13 protein-coding genes and 1 pseudogene are annotated in these 16,976 nt (G+C 71.2%); all 14 read left to right on the top strand.

Features of this window, described 5'->3' with window-relative positions; translation table 11 throughout:
• Positions 1–34 precede the first annotated feature (34 nt).
• Entirely contained in the window at positions 35–1,381 is a 1,347-nt protein-coding gene (locus N8I84_RS01360; protein ID WP_263227508.1) for a type 2 periplasmic-binding domain-containing protein, read from the top strand.
• Complete coding sequence (locus N8I84_RS01355; RefSeq protein ID WP_263227506.1) at positions 1,381–2,334, top strand: carbohydrate ABC transporter permease; 954 nt, start codon at positions 1,381–1,383, stop codon at positions 2,332–2,334. The genes N8I84_RS01360 and N8I84_RS01355 overlap by 1 nt, the downstream gene beginning before the upstream one ends.
• Before the next feature lie 22 nt (positions 2,335–2,356).
• Complete coding sequence (locus N8I84_RS01350; protein ID WP_263227504.1) at positions 2,357–3,277, top strand: carbohydrate ABC transporter permease; 921 nt, start codon at positions 2,357–2,359, stop codon at positions 3,275–3,277.
• 84 nt (positions 3,278–3,361) lie between these two features.
• Positions 3,362–4,621 (top strand): family 4 glycosyl hydrolase, encoded by a 1,260-nt coding sequence (locus N8I84_RS01345; protein WP_263227503.1) that lies wholly within the window; start codon positions 3,362–3,364, stop codon positions 4,619–4,621.
• Positions 4,618–5,619, top strand: a complete 1,002-nt coding sequence (locus N8I84_RS01340) for an N-acetylglucosamine kinase (RefSeq protein ID WP_263227501.1) — start codon at positions 4,618–4,620, stop codon at positions 5,617–5,619. The genes N8I84_RS01345 and N8I84_RS01340 overlap by 4 nt, the downstream gene beginning before the upstream one ends.
• A 34-nt stretch (positions 5,620–5,653) precedes the next feature.
• Positions 5,654–6,481, top strand: a complete 828-nt coding sequence (locus N8I84_RS01335) for a 6-phosphogluconolactonase (RefSeq protein WP_263227499.1) — start codon at positions 5,654–5,656, stop codon at positions 6,479–6,481.
• A gap of 62 nt (positions 6,482–6,543) precedes the next feature.
• Positions 6,544–7,194, top strand: a pseudogene (locus tag N8I84_RS42980) (ROK family protein); the annotation flags it as partial.
• Between the two features lie 88 nt (positions 7,195–7,282).
• The gene (locus tag N8I84_RS01330; RefSeq protein WP_263227497.1) at positions 7,283–7,639 is read left to right on the top strand and encodes an ROK family protein; all 357 of its coding nucleotides are present in this window, start codon (positions 7,283–7,285) and stop codon (positions 7,637–7,639) included.
• Positions 7,632–8,210 (top strand): D-sedoheptulose-7-phosphate isomerase, encoded by a 579-nt coding sequence (locus tag N8I84_RS01325; protein ID WP_263227495.1) that lies wholly within the window; start codon positions 7,632–7,634, stop codon positions 8,208–8,210. The genes N8I84_RS01330 and N8I84_RS01325 overlap by 8 nt, the downstream gene beginning before the upstream one ends.
• 64 nt (positions 8,211–8,274) lie before the next feature.
• Positions 8,275–10,797: an alpha-mannosidase gene (locus N8I84_RS01320; RefSeq protein ID WP_263227494.1), complete on the top strand. Its 2,523-nt coding sequence runs from the start codon at positions 8,275–8,277 to the stop codon at positions 10,795–10,797.
• Positions 10,794–13,388 (top strand): glycoside hydrolase family 2 protein, encoded by a 2,595-nt coding sequence (locus N8I84_RS01315; protein ID WP_263227493.1) that lies wholly within the window; start codon positions 10,794–10,796, stop codon positions 13,386–13,388. Before N8I84_RS01320 ends, N8I84_RS01315 begins: the two co-directional genes overlap by 4 nt.
• The gene (locus tag N8I84_RS01310; protein ID WP_263227491.1) at positions 13,378–14,991 is read left to right on the top strand and encodes a hypothetical protein; all 1,614 of its coding nucleotides are present in this window, start codon (positions 13,378–13,380) and stop codon (positions 14,989–14,991) included. The genes N8I84_RS01315 and N8I84_RS01310 overlap by 11 nt, the downstream gene beginning before the upstream one ends.
• A complete protein-coding gene (locus tag N8I84_RS01305) occupies positions 14,910–15,410 on the top strand; it encodes a hypothetical protein (RefSeq protein WP_263227490.1) in 501 nt (166 codons plus the stop codon). The genes N8I84_RS01310 and N8I84_RS01305 overlap by 82 nt, the downstream gene beginning before the upstream one ends.
• Positions 15,407–16,933 carry an FGGY-family carbohydrate kinase gene (locus tag N8I84_RS01300; RefSeq protein ID WP_263227488.1) on the top strand — a complete coding sequence of 509 codons (1,527 nt, stop codon included), beginning with the start codon at positions 15,407–15,409 and terminating at the stop codon, positions 16,931–16,933. The genes N8I84_RS01305 and N8I84_RS01300 overlap by 4 nt, the downstream gene beginning before the upstream one ends.
• Positions 16,934–16,976 lie beyond the last annotated feature (43 nt).

Genomic DNA, 16,976 nt, shown 5'->3' with positions numbered 1-16,976 from the left:
TTCCCGAAAAACCGCACTCAATGAGGAGTTCGACATGGTCTCTCGACGACGTTTCCTGGCCGGCTCGATAGGAGCGCTCGCCCTCGCTTCGACCAACGCCTGCGGCGGTGTCGGCGCCAAGAGCAACGGCGGGGGCAACAAGGTCGGCGGGGGAGTGCTGTCGACCCAGGGCTTCGGCAAGCCCGACGACGTCGGGCAGGCCCGCATCGACGCGTTCAAGAGCGCCTACCCCAAGGTGGAGCTGCGCCTGAACGAAGGTGACTTCGACCCGCAGCAGTTCCTGTCCGCGGTGTCCAGCGGCAACGCGCCAGACCTGGTCTACCTCGACCGCGACCTCGTGGGCAGCTATGCCGCCCAGGGCGTCATCCAGCCCCTGGACGACCGGATCGCCTCCGCGGGCATCGACACCGGCACGTATCGCAAGGCCGCACTCGACGAAGTGACGATCGGCGGGAAGATCTACGGCGTTCCCGAGTTCTACAGCACCCGCAACATCCTGGTGAACGGCAAGGCCCTCGACGAGGCAGGGCTTGCGTTGTCCGACCTGAGCACCACCGACTGGGACAAGCTGCACACCACCGCCGTGAAGCTGTACAAGGCCGGCGGTCGCAAGATCTCCCGCATCGGATTCGACCCGAAGCTCCCCGAGTTCCTGCCGTTGTGGGCGAAGGCCAACGGCGCGGACCTGGTGAACCCGGACGGCTCCCCGAACCTGGACGACGCTCGGATCGTCGAGGCCCTGACGTACGCACTGAGCCTGATAGACGAACAGGGCGGCTGGTCCCGCTTCAAGGCCTTCCGCGACACCTGGGACCTTTTCGGCTCCGGCAACCAGTTCGTGAAGGACCAGGCCGGAGCGTTCCCTTGGGAGGGCTGGTACATCAACGTCCTGGTGCAGGCCTCACCCAAGGTCGACCTGCGGTCGATTCTCTTCACCGACCGGCACGGCAAGCCCATCAGCTTCGAGAACGGAAGCGCTTGGTGTCTGCCGAAGGGTGCCGGCAATCCAGAGGCGGCCGTCAACTGGATGAAGGTCATGACGAGCACCGACACCTGGCTTCGCGCGGGTGCGGCCCGCCAGGCCACCGTTGAGAAGAACAAGACCATGTTCACCGGACTGTGGACCGCGAACACGGACGCCGACGTAAAAGTCAAGGCGAAGTACGTCAAGGGCGGCCAGACCGGTTTCCAACAGGCCGTCGAGCACTACTACGCGTCCACCGAGTACGCGTTCGCCGTCACGGGGTCCAAGGCCGGCAGCGAGATCAAATCGGCTTGGCAGGAGGCGGTCAACCGCGCCCTGTCGGGTCAGCAGAAGCCCGGCGCGGCCATGAAGCAGGCTCAGGCCGAGGCGAGCAAGGCGTTCGAGGCGGCGAAGTGATGGCCACGCAGGCCACCCTCCCGAAGGCGACTGCGGCCAAGTTCCGTGCCCGGGCCAGGGACTGGCCGCAGATCCGCGCCGCCTACGGCTTCATCTCCCTGTGGATCGTCGGGTTCCTCGTGTTCACGCTCGGCCCGATGATCGTCAGCCTGGTGCTGTCGTTCACCGACTACAACTCGATCGGCACCGCGAAGAACGTGGGCTTCGCGAACTACCGCGAGCTGTTCCAGGACCCCAAGGTGGCCCATGCACTGAGCAACACGCTCGTCTACGTCATCATCTACGTGCCGACCGCCATGGCCGTGGCCCTGGGCCTGGCGATGGTGCTCAACCGGGTGGGCCGGGCGTCGGGATTCTTCCGTACGGTCTTCTACCTTCCCGTCATGACGCCGACCGTCGCCGTGGGCGCATTGTTCCTGCTCCTGCTCAACGGCCAGCAGGGACTGCTCAACCGCACCCTCGACCTGGTCGGCATCAACGGTCCCAACTGGACGACCGACACCCACTGGGTCAAGCCCGGACTGGCCATCACCATGCTCTGGGGTGTCGGCGGGATGGTCGTGATCTACCTCGCAGCTCTCCGGCAGGTCCCGAAGGAGCTCTATGAGGCCGTCGAACTCGACGGCGCGGGTTCGTGGGCGAGGTTCCGGCACGTCACGATCCCGATGATCAGCGGCTCCCTGTTCTTCACCATGATCGTCCAGACCATCGCCGCGCTGCAGATGTTCGACCAGGCCTACACGATGTTCTTCGGCGCTCAGCAGAACAGTACGTACTCCAACGAGGCGGCTCTCTTCTACGTCATCTACCTGTTCCAGCAGGCGTTCCAGTTCCTGCACATGGGCTACGCGTCCGCGCTGGCCTGGCTGCTGTTCCTGATCACCATGGTCATCACCGCAGTGCAAGTACGTGTCTCGCGTCGGTACGTCTACTACGAAGGCGAGAAGCACTGATATGAGTATTCCACGCACCGCGGTGGCGCCCGCGCCCGGCACCGACGGCGGTCGGGCCGGCAACCGGACCGAAGACGCCCCCGCCGGCCACACCGGTGTCCTCGGGTGGGATCTGCGCCCTGCGACAAAGCGAGGTCCCTACCTCATCGTCCTGGCCCTCGCGGCCGTCGTGTTCACCTATCCGTTCATCTGGCTCATCAGCGCCTCGCTCAAGCCGCGCACCGAGGTGTTGGACAACCTCCTGATCCCTCGACACGTGCAGGCGTCGAACTTCACCGAGGTATGGAACTATGCACCGATGCTCACGTGGCTGGGCAACAGCGTGACGGTGGCGCTGGCGGCGGCCGTGACAGTGACGCTCAGCAGCGCCCTGGTGGCGTTCGGCTTCGCGTACTTCCGGTTTCCCGGGCGCAACGTGCTGTTCGGGCTGGTGCTCGGCACCATGATGCTGCCCCAGGCGGTCACCCTGATCCCCGTCTATCTGGTCTGGGACCACCTGGGCCTGACCGGAACCCAGGTGCCGCTGTGGGCGCAGAACATCTTCGGCTCGTCGTTCTACATTTTCCTGCTGCGCCAGTTCTTCCTGTCACTGCCCCGGGAGATGTTCGAAGCCGCACGTGTTGACGGCTGCAGCTTCTTCGGGCTGTTCTGGCGCATCGCCCTACCGCTGTCCCGGCCCGCTCTGGCGATCGTCTTCGTCTTCGAGATCCAGGCCAGTTGGAGCGATCTGCTCCGGCCACTGGTGTATCTGCAGGACACTTCGTTGTTCACGATTCCCCGCGGTCTGAAGTCGATCATCGACACCTTCGGCAACGGCGGGGAACAGCACTGGGAGATCATCGCGACGGCCAGCCTGATCGCCACGATCCCCATGATCATCATCTTTGCCTTCGCCCAACGGCACATCATCGACGGCATCGCCACCCAGGGTCGCAAGGGCTGAGCGCATGGGCCGGAAAAACGCCCCGGACGTGAAGCTGCGGCGTGACGAGAACCCGGCCGCCGTGCGCGGCCCGAAAGGGAGTTCGTGAAGCTGACCATCATCGGGGGCGGGTCGACGTACACCCCGGAAATCGTCGACGGCCTGATACGCCTGCGGGATCGCCTGGAGGTCACGGAACTGGCCCTGCAGGACGTCTCGGACGACCGGCTGGGCCTGCTCGCGGGGATGAGCCGTCGGATGCTGTCCGCCGGCGGTCATCCGGCCACCGTCACCACCCACACCGACCTCGGCGGGGCGGCGGAGGGTGCCGACATCGTGCTCGTGCAGCTGCGCGTCGGCGGGCAGGCCGCGCGCCTGCGGGACGAGACCCTGCCGCTGCGCTGCGACTGCCTGGGGCAGGAGACGACGGGCGCCGGCGGGCTGGCCAAGGCGCTGCGGACGGTGCCGGTGATGCTCGACATCGCCGAGCGGGTACGGGCCGTCAACCCGACCGCATGGCTGATCGACTTCACCAACCCGGTCGGCATCGTCACCCGCGCCCTGCTGGAGGCGGGACACCGGCGCGTGGTCGGGCTGTGCAGCGCGGCGGCGGTCTTCCAGCGGCACTTCGCCGAGGTGCTCGGTGTCGCCCCTGACCGCATCGCACTCGACCATGTGGGCCTCAACCACCTGACCTGGGAGCGGCGGGTGCTGCTCGACGGCACCGACGTGCTGCCGCGCCTGCTCGCCGAACACGGGCATCGGGTGGCCCCGGCCACGGGGCTTCCCGCCGACCTCGTCCGTCGCCTCGGCTCTGTGCCGTCGTACTACCTGCACTACTACTACAGCCATGACGAGGTCGTCGTCCGGCAGCAGAAGGACGGCGTCCGCGCCCAGGAAGTCATGGAGATCGAGGACGAGCTGCTGGACCGGTACGCCGACGAGCGGGTGAACACCAAGCCCGAGCTGCTGACCCGGCGGGGCGGTGCCTTCTACGCGGACGCCGCGCTGGATCTGATGGCCTCGCTGCGCCACGGCGACCATCGCACCCACGTCGTCAACGTCCGCAACGGCACGACGCTGCCGTTCCTGCCCGCCGACGCCGTCATCGAAGTGCCCGCGACCGTCACCGCCGACGGAGCGGTGGCCCAGCCGGTGGAGCCGCTCGAACCGTTGATCGCCGGGCTTGTCGCACACGTCACGGCCTACGAGCACCTGGCGCTGGACGCTGCCGTGCACGGTGGCCGCGACCGGGTGTTCCGCGCCCTGTTGGCGCACCCGTTGATCGGTCAGCATGCCGTCGCCGACCGGCTGACCGACCTGATCGTGGCCGCCAACCGCGACCACCTGCCGTGGGCGGCATGATGGCCCGTCTCGTCGTCGCGGTCGACGGTGGCAACTCCAAGACCGATGTGGCGCTGGTGAATGAGGACGGAGCCCTGCTGTCCTGGGTGCGCGGCCCCGGCAGCGCCCTCGGGCCGGGACGGACCGCCGCCGTCGTCACCCGGCTGGCCACTGTCGCCGCATACGACGCCGGACTGGGTCCGGCCCAACTCGCCGTCGCGCATGCCGCCTGCTGTCTGGCCGGCGCCGATCTGCCCGGACAGGTGGAAGCGCTGCACACGGCCCTGACGGCCGGCCGGGTCTGGGGCTCGGTGGAGGTCCGCAACGATGCCTGGGCCCTGCTGCGTACCGGTGCCACGCAGGACGCCCCCGCGGTGGCTGTCGTGTGCGGCGCGGGACTGAAGTGCGTCGCCCGCGCCGATGACGACCGCCGTTTCGAGTTTCCCGGGTTGGGCTGGCAGAGCGGCGACCTCAGCGGTGCGGGCGACCTCCTGGCCCGGGAGGCGGTCCGGGCTGCGGCGCGGGCCGAGGATGGTCGCGGCCCGGCCACCGCGCTGCGGCAGGCGATCTGCGCACGTTACGCGGTCGCGTCCGTCCGGGAGATCGCCGAGCGGCTTGTGGCCGGTGACCTGACGGAACGCCAGTTGGACGTGCTGGTCCCGGTGGTGCTCTCCCACGCCCACGACGGCGATCCGGTGGCCTTCACCCTCGTGGAGCGCCTGGCCGTGGAGGTCGCCACCCTGGCGCGCACCGCACGCCGCCAGTTCGCGCCGACCTCCTTCCCCTGGAGCCTGGTACTCGGAGGGGGACTGTTCGCGGACCCGGACGGCCGGATGCTCGCCGCGGTCCGCGCGGCCGCTCCCGGCCTGGAGGAGGAGTTCCGGATCGGCGTTCCCGACGCGCCCCCCGTGGCCGGTGCCGCGCTGCTCGGGTTGGACCAGGTGGCGGCGGTCGTCTCCGAGAAGACCGTATGCCGTGCCTTCCTGGACGCGAAACCCCGTATGACGGCGGCGGAGTGATGCCGTGCACGACCGAGGCGGAGGACATGACGTCATGAGCCTGCTCAAGGTGTACCCGGACGCGGAAGCGCTCGGCGCGGCTCTCGCCGCCGAGATCGTCACCGGCATGGCCGAAGCCGCGGCACGGGGCCGTCGCTACCTGCTCGGTTGCCCCGGCGGGCGCAGCCTGACGAGCACGTACGATGCCGTCGCCGGTCGGCTGCGGTCCGCGCCGATGGACCTGTCGCACGTGGTGATCGTGATGATGGACGACTACCTGGACGATGTGTCCGAACCGGTGCGCCGTGTGCCGGCCGAGGCGCTGCACAGTTGCGAGCGCTTTGCCCGCCTGCGGATCGCTGCGCCCTGGAGTCGGGCCGTGGGCCCGGGGCGCGGCATCCCGAACGACCACGTATGGGTTCCGGATCCCGGCGACCCGCCGCGATACGACGAGCGCATCGCGGCGGCCGGCGGAATCGACCTGTTCCTGTTGGCCACCGGCGCCTCCGACGGCCACGTCGCGTTCAACCCGCCGGGCTCCGGGATCGCCGAGGGCACGCGTGTGGTGCGTCTCGCCGAGTCCACCCGACGCGACAATCTGGCGACGTTCCCCCACTTCGGGGCACTGGACCAGGTGCCGCGTCGGGGGATCAGCGTGGGCCCGGCGACGATCGCCGGGTTGTCCAGGCGTGTGCGGCTCGTGGCGACCGGAGCGGACAAGGCGAAGAGCGTCGCGCGCGTGCTGGCCACCAGTCGGTGGGAGCCCGACTGGCCCGCGACGATCCTGCACGCGGCCCGTCAGGCGGAGTTGTGGACAGACCCGGCGGCCGCCGGTACGGCGGTCACCGGATCCGTGGGCACCACACGTCAGTTGGGCTCTTGATCACTTGCCGCCCTGCTTGTTGACGGGCCTGGACGACATGGGTACGTTCTCATGTGGGAACGATGCCACATTGGCCAGTGCTGCGTCACCACACGGGCACAACGACTACGGACGGAAGGTCTGTGGCAGCGATGCACAACTCCGAAGCTGCGGAAGCCACCTCGGCGGTCCTGGGCCTGGACATCGGCGGCACCAAGCTGGCGGCAGGGGTCGTCGGCGCCGACGGAACGGTCCGTTCCTTCTTCGTCACGCCCACGCTGGTTCAGGAGGGCGTCCAGGCGGTCCTGGCCCGCCTGTTCGATCTGGGACACAAGGCGATGGACGAGTCCGGGCTCGCCCCGGAGCGGGTCGCCGCCGTCGGCATAGGCTGCGGCGGCCCGCTCGACCCGGAGGCGGGCCTGCTGCTCTGCCCCCCGCACTTGCCCGGCTGGATCGACGTACCGATCGCCCAGTTGACCGAGGACCAGTACGGGCTCCCGGCCGTCCTCGACAACGACGCCACCGCGGCCGCGGCGGGGGAGCACCGTTTCGGTGCCGGCCGCGGTACCCGCCACATGATCTACCTGACCGTCTCCACCGGCGTCGGCGGCGGCATCGTGGTCGGCGGCTGCACCTACCGCGGGGCCGCGGGCAACGGCGGAGAACTGGGGCACGTGACGGTCGACCGGAACGGTCGGCACTGCCGCGGCTGCGGGCGCACGGGCTGCCTGGAGGCCTACGTCTCCGGCACGTCCATCGCCGAACGGGCCCGCGAGGCGGTCGCCGAGGCCGAGGCCGCCGGCCGCCGACCACGCTCTCCGCGTGCTCGCCCTCACCGCGGCCGACGTCTCCCGGGAGGCCGCCGCCGGAGATGCTGTCGCCACCCAGGTATGGGTCGCCACCACCCAAGCGCTGGCCGGCGGAGTCACCTCCCTCGTCAACGTCTTCGAACCCGAACTCGTCGTCCTCGGCGGCGGCGTCACGCGCGCGGGCGAGCAGCTCCTGGCCCCCGTGCGCCGCATCGTGCGCGAATGGGCCATGGGCCCGGCCGCGCGCGCGGTGCGCATCGAACCGGCCCGCAGCGGCGACCGGGTCGGCGTCGTCGGTGCGGCAGCCGTGGCCTTCGAACGAGTCGTCACCACCACCACAGGACCGGAAGGAAACCGCCTCCATGGCTAAGGATCCCGGGCAGCAACTGACCGACCACGTCGACCTGGCCCGCCGGGTCGAGCAACTCCTGCCGCAGCTGCTCGAGGTCTCCCGGCGCCTGGTGGCGATCTACGAGGCCGGCGGGCGGCTGTACACCTTCGGCAACGGCGGCAGCGCGGCCGACGCCCAGCACCTGGCCGCGGAGCTCGTGGGCCGCTACCTCCGCGAACGCCGCCCGCTGCCCGCGCTCGCCCTGTCCGTCGACCCGTCCGTGACCACCTGCATCAGCAACGACTACGACTTCGACGACCTCTTCTCGCGGCAGATCGAAGCGTTCGCGGGCCCCGGCGACATGGTTCTCGCCTTCACCACCTCGGGCCGTTCCCAGAACGTCGTGCGCGGGCTGAAGACCGCGCGGGACCGCGGTGCCCTCACCGTCCTGTTCGGCGGCGGCGACGGAGGGCCGGCCGCCGAACACGCCGACCTGGCGCTGCTGGTTCCCTCCACCACCACCGCCCGCACCCAGGAAATGCACCTTTTGCTTCTGCACCTGCTCAGCGAACAGATCGACGCCTGGGCCGCCGAGGGAACACCCGCCTGACCCTGGCACCCCGCAGCAGAGACCGCCCCTGATCACCGGCGCCCGCCCCAGTAGAGGAAACTCCATGCGACCCCGTCAGCGCACCATGCACATGGTCGGCAACGCACACATAGACCCTGTTTGGCTCTGGCAGTGGCCCGAGGGCTACCAGGAGGTACGGGCCACGTTCCAGTCCGCGATCGACCGCATGGACGAGTACCCGGACTTCGTCTTCACATGCGACTCCGTGCTCTACCTGAAGTGGGTCGAGGAGAGCGACCCCCAGCTGTTCGAGGCCATCCTCAAACGAGTGGCCGAAGGGCGCTGGAAGATCGTCGGCGGCTGGTGGATCGAACCCGACTGCAACATCCCCGGCGGTGAGTCCTTCGTGCGCCAGGCCCTGTACGCGCAGCGGTACCTGCAGGAGCGCTTCGGCATCGTGGCCACTGTGGGCTGCAACGTCGACCCGTTCGGACACAACGCCGCGCTGCCGCAGCTGCTGCGCAAGAGCCGCATCGACTCCTACACGTTCCTGCGCCCCGGACCCCACGAACTGCCGCTGCCCGGCCAGCACTTCTGGTGGGAGTCCGCCGACGGCTCGCGGGTCCTCGCCTACCGGATTCCTCACGAGTACTGCACGCCCGGCTCGGACATCGGCAACCATATCGACAAGTCCCTTGCCATGATGCCGCCGGACGAACGCGAGCTGATGATCTTCTACGGTGTCGGCAACCACGGCGGCGGCCCCACCAAGGCCAATCTCGACAGCATCCGCCGGCTCGACGAGCTCGGCGGGCTGCCCCGCCTGCCGCTCAGCCATCCCCGGGCCTTCTTCGACGCCGTCCGCGACCGCGCCGACATACCCGTCCACACCGGCGAGCTTCAGCACCACGGCGTGGGCTGCTACTCGGCGCACTCCGGCGTCAAGCGCTGGAACCGCCGCGCCGAGAACCTGCTGCAGCGGGCCGAGAAGTGGTCGGCCGTCGCCCGCGTCGTCGCCGGAATCCCCTACCCGCGAGCGGAGTTGACCGAGGCCTGGCAACTGGTGCTGTTCAACCAGTTCCACGACATCCTCGCCGGCACGTCCATCGCCCCGGCCTACGAGGACAGCCGCGACCAGTACGGCCACGCGTGCTCGATCGCCGCGACCGCCTTCAACCGCGCCGTCCAGTCGATCAGCCGACTCATCGACATCCCGGCCGAGGCGGACATGTACCCGCTGGTGGTCTTCAACCCGCACCCCTGGAAGCTCACCGAGGACGTCGAGTTCGAGTTCACCGGCTTCCCCGGCAACGCTCCCGCCCGCATGGTGGACGACGAGGGCGCCGAGGTGCCCGTACAGCGCACGCGCTCGTACGCCACCATGGCCGGCAGCCGCAGACGCCTCGCGTTCCGCGCCGAGGTGCCGCCGCTGGGCTACCGCGTCTACCGCGTGCTGCCCGGCGAGTCCGCACCCGGCTCCACGGCCGTACGGGCCACGGACACCGTCCTGGAGAACGAGCACCTCCTGGTCGAGGTCGATCCGTCGACGGGCTGGCTGTGCCGCCTGTACGACAAGGACAACGATGCCGAACTGCTGCCCGAGGCCCCCGGCCCGCACGCCGTCGTCGTCGACGACCCCTCCGACACCTGGGGACACCGCGTCGACGCCTACGACAAGGAGATCGGCTCCTTCCGCTGCACCCGGGTGCGCCTCGTCGAGCACGGCCCCGTGCGCGCGGTGCTCCGCGTGGAGAGCACGTACGGCGACTCCACCCTGTCCGAGGAACTGGTCCTGTCCGCCGGTGCCCGCGACCTGGAGGTGCGCACGGTCGTCGACTGGCACGAGCGACTGCGCCTGCTCAAGCTGCGCTTCCCGACCGCGATCGACACCGCGTCGGCGACCTTCGAGATTCCCTACGGCCACATCGAGCGCTCCGCCGACGGCGCCGAGGAGTCCGCCCAGGCGTGGGTGGACGTCAGCGGCACGCTGGCCGACGGGCGCAGGGCCGGACTCTCGGTGCTCAACGACAGCAAGTACGGCCACGACGCACGCGGCGGCACCATAGGCATGACCGCGTTGCGCAGCCCCGCCTACGCCTGGCACGAGCCGATGGGGCTCGCCGAGGACGGCGTCTACGAGTACCTCGACCAGGGCCGCCAGGAGTTCCGCTATCGTCTGGTGCCCCACGCCGGGGACTGGCGCGCCGCCGGCACGGTACGGCTGGCCGCCCAGCTCAACCAGCCCGCCTTTCCGCTGCTGGAGACCTACCACCCCGGCCCACTGCCCACGCGGAGCGGATTCGTGGAGGTGGCGGCGGACTCGGTCGTCGTCAGCGTGGTCAAGGGGGACGAGGACGACAGCGACGCCCTCGTGGTCAGGGCCGTGGAGACGGCAGGGCAGGCGGTGCGCACCACGATCGACCTGCCGCTGCTCTCCCGTTCGGTCGAGGCCGACTTCGGGCCCGCGGAGATCAAGACCTTCCGGGTGCCGTTCGACCCCGAACAGCCGTTCGTCGAGACCGACTTGCTGGAGTGGCCGCTAGACGAGCCCGTCGGGACGGCCCCCGGTCCTGCCGACCAGGGAGCCGGCGGCGCCGGCTCGACGGCGCGGAAGGCCGCCGGATGACCGAGACACTGTTGGACGACGCCGACGGCGCCTGGCAGCTGCGCGGCTTCGTCGGGGACGAATGGCAGTGGCACATCGGCCCGCACAAGCCGTTCACGACCGCGGGCTGGCTCCCGGCCCACGTCCCCGGGAGCGTTCTGGACGACCTGCACCGCGCCGGCGAGGTTCCCGACCCGTACGTCGGCCGCAACAGCCTGCTGAACGAGTGGGTGCCCAATCGCAGTTGGGCCTACCGGCGGACCCTCACTCTGCCCCCGCTGGAGCCGCACGAAAGCGCGGTGCTGTGCTTCGACGGTGTCGACCACGAGGCCACCGTCCTCGTCGACGACACCGTCGTCGTCCGGCACGAAGGCATGTTCCGTCCCTTCGAGGCCGACGTCACCCACCTGGTGCGCGGCGGGGGAGAGCACCTGCTGGCCGTCGTCGTGCACCCCGCGCCCGCGAACGAGCCGCAGGTCGGCCGCACCGACCGGGTCCGCGTGCATAAGGCGCGCATGGGCTACGGGTGGGACTTCTGCCCGCCCATGGTCCACCAGGGCATCTGGCGCGGTGTCCGGCTGGTGGTGAGCGGGCCGGCGCGGCTGCGCGGCGTCACCGCGAGCGCATGCCTCGGGCCCGGAGCCGAGGGCCTGCGCGAGGGCACCGTACGCGTCGAGGCCGACCTCACCCTCGCCGAGGGCCGACGCGCGGCCGACAACACCCGGCTGGCCGTACGTGTGCGAGACGGGGAACGGGTCGTCGCCGAGGAGGAACGCGATCTCGCGGGCATGACCGCGGACACCGGCGCACGTATCGAACTGAGCGTGCCGCGGCCGCGGCTGTGGTGGCCCAACGGCGCGGGCGAGCAACACCTCTACGAGGTGGAGGTGACCTTCGCCTCGGGGTCGCACACCACCGCACGCCGGTTCCAGGTCGGCTTCCGGCGCGTCGAGCTGGTCCTGAACGACGGTGCCTCCGAGGACGCGCTGCCCTACACCCTCACCGTCAACGGCCGCCGCCTGTACGCCAACGGCTGGAACTGGGTGCCCGTCGACGCCCAGTACGGCGTCCCGCGCCCGGCCAAGCTCGCGCACCTGCTGGACCTGGCCCGTGCCGCGCACGTCAACCTGCTGCGCGTGTGGGGCGGGGGACTGCTCGAGACCGAGGAGTTCTACAGCCTCTGCGACCGGCTGGGCCTGATGGTCTGGCAGGAGTTCAGCATGTCCAGCTCCGGCATGGGCTCCACCCCGGCGTCGGACCAGGAGTTCGTCGACCTGATGGTGCGCGAGGCCCACGCCGTCGTACCGCCGCGCCGCCACCATCCCTCACTCGTGCTGTGGTGCGGAGGCAACGAACTGCAGGACGAGAAGGGAAACCCCCTGGACGAGTCCGCCCCCGTGCTGCGGGCCCTCCGGGACGCGCTCGGGCGGCTCGACCCCGAGCGGGCCTGGCTGCCCAGCTCGCCATCCGGCGTGGAGTTCCTCAACCGGGCCGACAACATCGCCCGCAACCCGGACGGACTGCACGACGTGCACGGACCCTGGGAACACCAGGGTCTCGCGGAGCACAACGGCCTGTACGACGCCGGAACCTGCCTCCTGCACAGCGAGTTCGGCGTCGAGGGCATGGCCAACCGCCGCACCCTCGAACACCTCGTCCCCGACGAGGCGGACCGCTGGCCCGCCGGCCGCGAGAACCCGGTCTACGCCCACCTCGGCGCCTGGTGGAACAACGCCCCGCTGGTCCAGGACTCCTTCGGCGCACGGATCGAGGACGTCGACACGATGCGGCGCGCCAGCCAGCATCTGCAGTACGAGGGGCTCCGCTACGCCCTCGAAGCCAACCGGCGCCGGGCCTTCAGGAGCAGCGGCACCCTTCCCTGGCAGTTCAACGAGCCCTTCCCGAACGCCTGGTGCACGGCGGCCGTCGACCACCGCGGCGATCCCAAGCCCGCCTACCACGGCGTACGCCGCGCCTACCGCCCGCTGCACGTGTGCGCCGCCTTCCCCGGCCCCGCCTGGGCCGGACACAAGACGGTCACGGCCGAGGTGTGGGCGTGGGCGGCCGGTCCGCTGCCGGTCGGCACGGCCGTGGCCCGGATCGTGGACGCGTACGGCACCGAGGCCGCCCACCGCTCGTGGCAGCTCACCCCGACGGCAGCCGGGGAGCCCGGCCGACCGCTGCACCTGGGCACCCTCGCCGCCCCCCTCGAGGCCGTCGGCACCGACATCTTCTTCCTCGACCTGACCCTGTACGACGGCGCCGGGACGGCGCTGGCCCGCAACCGCTACCCGTGCAGCCGCACCGCCGATCTGGCCCCGCTGCTCGACCTGCCGCCCGCCCGCATCGAGGCCGTCGCCGAACACGACGAGGAGAGCACCGGCCGGGGCAGGATCCGGCTGCGGCACGTGGACGGCCCCGCCGCGCCCGGCCTGATACTCGAGGACGCACGGCCCTACGACCGCCCCGGCTGGGCGGTGTTCGGCGACAACGTGATCGACCTGCTGCCCGGAGAGGAGACCGCCGTGGACGTGGTGTGGCGCGAGGCGCCCCCCGACGACCGGGTCGTGCGCATATCGGGCTGGAACACGGGAGAACACCATGTCCGTTGACGTGACCTCCGGCCCGGTCGCCGCCCTGGAGCTGCGCACGGAGGCCGACGGCGGATGCGTCCGGCTTCCCTACCTCGTGGCCCTGCTGGACGCCCAGGGCAACGCCGTGCCCGTGCCCGTCGAGCAGAGCACCGACACCGCCGACGGCACCCTGGTGCTGACCGGTGAGGCCGCGGGCTTCCACGCCCGCGCCGTGCTCGCCCCACCCGCCGGACCGGCTGGACTTCGCGACACCACACTCACGGTCACGCGGACCGGGGAGGTGCCCCTCACCGCCGGTCTGCGCGTCGAGGTCCAGCTGGGAACCACCGACGACCCCGGCTGGCTGATACCGGGCCTGTTCTACGGCGAGAACCGGGTACCCGACTGCGACCGGGTCTTCCCCCGCTTCCAGGCCGGTGCCCACGACCCCGACGCCATGGTCAGCCACACCTGGGGCTTCCGAGCCGACCGCTGTGCGACCCCGGCGGTCTTCGCGCGCGACACCCGTGGCGGAGCGGTGCTGGTGACCGGCGAGCGCAGTGAACTCGGCCTGTCCGGCGTGGGCCTGTCCCTGGACCCGCACACCTCGCGTCCCGGCCTGCGCCTGCACTTCCCTTACCGCGAGGAGCCGGTCGTCTACTACGGCTCCGCGCAGCCGCTGCCCGCCGAGGCCCAGCTGCACACCTGGCAACCAGGGGAGAGCCGCGCCGTCACCTTCCGCATCGGTCTGCTCGGCGCGGATCCGCACGCCTACGCCCCGGTGCTGCGCGAGGTGCACGAGCGCGACCGCCCCGAGCGCGGCCCGGCGGCCTGGGTGGGCCTGGGGGAGGCGGCCGACCTGGCCGCCTGGGGCCTGTACCGGTGGCACTACCGCCCCGATCCGCCGGTGTTGCTGGAGACCGCCGCCTTCGACCGCGAGGCGCTGGGCGAACGCGGCGACCGGCAGGCCATGCACGTCGGCTGGGTCAGTGGAGTGCCGTACGCGTACGCTCTGCTGCGCCATGCCCGGCGCACCGGCCGCGCCGACTACCGCAAGGCGGCGGAGGCGGTGCTGGACCACGTCGCCGACAATCTCGCCCCCGGCGGCACCTTCTGGGGACAGTGGACGGCCTCGCGCGGCTGGACCACCGGCTGGCATCCCGACCGCGACCGGCTGCACGCCCGTACCCTCGCCGAGGCCACCCTCTTCATGCTCCGCGCCCTCACCGAGGAGCGGCGGCACGGCAGCGACCACCCCGTCTGGGAGCACGCGGTGCGCAGCAACCTCGCGGTTGCGCTGGCCGCGCAGGACGCCGACGGCCACCTCGGCTCCGCCTATCACCAGGCCACCGGCGCCGTCCTCTCCCGCGCCGGGGCCGCCGGGCTGACCTGGGTGCCGCCCTGGTCGAGGCCGCCGAGGCGTTCGATCTGCCCGGCCACCTCGAGGCGGCCCGCCGCGCCGGGCGGTGCTACGCCCGTGAGGTGCGCTCGGAGTTCTTGTGCGGGGCTCCCGAGGACGTCGACCTCGCCCCCACGTCCGAGGACGGCTACACCGCGGTCATGGCCTACACCGCGCTGCTGGTGGCCGACGACGCACCCGAATGGCTCGACCTGGCGCGCCGCAGCGCCGACTGGATGCTGACCTTCCGTTACACGTACGACGTGGAATTCTCCCCGCGCACACTGCTGGGCCGCTACGGTTTCCGCACCCGTGGCGGCGACCAGGCCTCCCCCTCCAACCAGCACCTGCACTCCTACGGCCTGGTGTGCCTGCCCGAGATGGCACGCCTGGCCCGACGTACCGGTGACAGCTACTACCTGGAGTCCACCCGGGAGAACCTCGACTGCTTCCGGCAGTTCGTCGCCCGCGAGGACGGCGACTTCGACGCCTACCGCGGCATGGTCAGCGAGCGGTTCTACCAGACCTCCTGCTTCCAGGCGAAAGGCATGTTGCTCACCCTCTCGCACGCCTGGTGCGCCGGACTGTTGTTGTACGCGGCCGAGGCGGCACTGGAGCTGCCCGAGCTCGCGGACCGGCCGGAAGGCGGGTCGACGCCATGAGCGGCAGGCGGCGCGGCCCGGTCCTTGCCGGAGTGGATGTCGGCACCACGCACTGCAAGGCCGTGCTGTGCACGCCGGACGGCACCGTCCTCGCCCAGGCCCAGCGGCGCACGCCCGTCGACGCATCGGGCCATGCCCACGACGTGGCCCGGCTGTGCCGCGCCGCCCTGGAGGCGCTCGCCGCCTGCATGGCCGCGGCTGGGTGCGGTCCCGACGCCGTCGGGATCACCGGCATGGCCGAGACCGGCGCACCGCTGGATGCCGACGGCGCCCCGCTGCTGCCCGCGCTGTCCTGGTCGGATCCGCGGCCGGCCGCGCACGCCGAGCGCCTGCGCCGCGAGCACGGCGCCGCCGAACTGCACGAGGCCACCGGCGTGCTGCCCAGCCCCAAAGTGCCGCTGGCCAAGTGGCTGTGGCTGAGTGAGGAAAACCCCGAAGTGGTGCGCCGCATGCGGACCTGGGCCGGTGCGGCGGACCTGGTGGCCCACGCCCTCACCGGGGTCGTCGGCACCCACGCCACGTTCGCCCAGCGCACCATGGCCTGGGACGTGCACACCGGCGCCTGGCGTGCCGACCTGCTCGCGCTCGCCGGCCTCGACGTCGACCGGATGCCGACGGTGCATCCCCCGGGGGCGCCGGTCGGCCGCATCGGCACCGTCACGGCCGTTGCCCTGGGCATGGCGCCGGGCGCGCCCGTCGTCGTGGCCGGGCACGACCACCTGGTCGGCGCCTGGGCGGCGGGCGTACGGGAGGCGGGGGAGGCGGCCGACTCGATGGGCACGGCCGAGGCCGTGGTGACCCTGGCCGACGCCGCGCCGGACGTACGAGCCACCAGTCGCCAGGGCATGTCCTACGGGCGGCACGTCGACGGCGTCCACTGGTGCACGGTCGCCGGCATGTCCAGCTCCGGCGCCCTGGTGGAATGGTTCTGCGACCGGCTGCTCGGCCTTGACCACGCCCCGCCCGAGGAGCGCTACCGCCGCTTTGCCGTGCTCATCGAACAGGCGGGGCAGGGGCCGACCGGGGTGTGCGTCGAGCCGTACCTCTACGGTCGCTCCGCGCCGCACCCGGACCCCGCTCGGCGACTGGCCGTGCACGGCCTCCAGCCCCGGCACGGGCTGCCCGAACTGGCCAAGGCGCTCCTCGAAGGCGCCTCTTACCAGGCCCGCTGGATGGCCGAGGTCCAAGGGGAACTGGCCGGCGGGCCACCGCACACCGTCACCCTGCTCGGTGGCTCAGTACGCCAGCGCACCTGGGTGGCGATCAAGGCCGCCGTCTCGCCCTGGCGCACCTTGGGGTGCGGCGCGCCCGACGCCGCCTGCCTGGGCGCCGCAGCCTGGGCCGGCGCCGCGCTCGGTCTCGATCCCGCCGCACCGGCCGCCGCTCGCCGCCCGGTGGACGCCCCACCCGCGGCAGCCGACGCCTACCGACGCACCTATCGAACCGTGTTCCTGCCCACCGTCACCGCCCCTGCCACCGCATCCCGGCCCGTCCCCGATCCGGCGTCCGGTGCGGGCTCCTGATCCGTCCTCGAACGGCGTCCGTCCCTCTGCCCCCTGGCCACCA

The organism is Streptomyces cynarae (assembly GCF_025642135.1).
In the GTDB taxonomy this organism is placed as follows: domain Bacteria; phylum Actinomycetota; class Actinomycetes; order Streptomycetales; family Streptomycetaceae; genus Streptomyces; species Streptomyces cynarae.
The sequence above is the reverse complement of the archived record's forward strand: the minus strand, read 5'-3'. Positions and strand labels throughout refer to the sequence as shown.

Bases quoted from the DNA above. Each gene is read 5' to 3' on its own strand.
- N8I84_RS01360 (WP_263227508.1), top strand. From the start codon at position 35: ATGGTCTCTCGACGACGTTTCCTGGCCGGCTCGATAGGAGCGCTCGCC.
- N8I84_RS01355 (WP_263227506.1), top strand. From the start codon at position 1,381: ATGGCCACGCAGGCCACCCTCCCGAAGGCGACTGCGGCCAAGTTCCGT.
- N8I84_RS01340 (WP_263227501.1), top strand. From the start codon at position 4,618: ATGATGGCCCGTCTCGTCGTCGCGGTCGACGGTGGCAACTCCAAGACC.
- N8I84_RS01335 (WP_263227499.1), top strand. From the start codon at position 5,654: ATGAGCCTGCTCAAGGTGTACCCGGACGCGGAAGCGCTCGGCGCGGCT.
- N8I84_RS01325 (WP_263227495.1), top strand. From the start codon at position 7,632: ATGGCTAAGGATCCCGGGCAGCAACTGACCGACCACGTCGACCTGGCC.
- N8I84_RS01320 (WP_263227494.1), top strand. From the start codon at position 8,275: ATGCGACCCCGTCAGCGCACCATGCACATGGTCGGCAACGCACACATA.
- N8I84_RS01315 (WP_263227493.1), top strand. From the start codon at position 10,794: ATGACCGAGACACTGTTGGACGACGCCGACGGCGCCTGGCAGCTGCGC.
- N8I84_RS01310 (WP_263227491.1), top strand. From the start codon at position 13,378: ATGTCCGTTGACGTGACCTCCGGCCCGGTCGCCGCCCTGGAGCTGCGC.
- N8I84_RS01305 (WP_263227490.1), top strand. From the start codon at position 14,910: ATGGCCTACACCGCGCTGCTGGTGGCCGACGACGCACCCGAATGGCTC.
- N8I84_RS01300 (WP_263227488.1), top strand. From the start codon at position 15,407: ATGAGCGGCAGGCGGCGCGGCCCGGTCCTTGCCGGAGTGGATGTCGGC.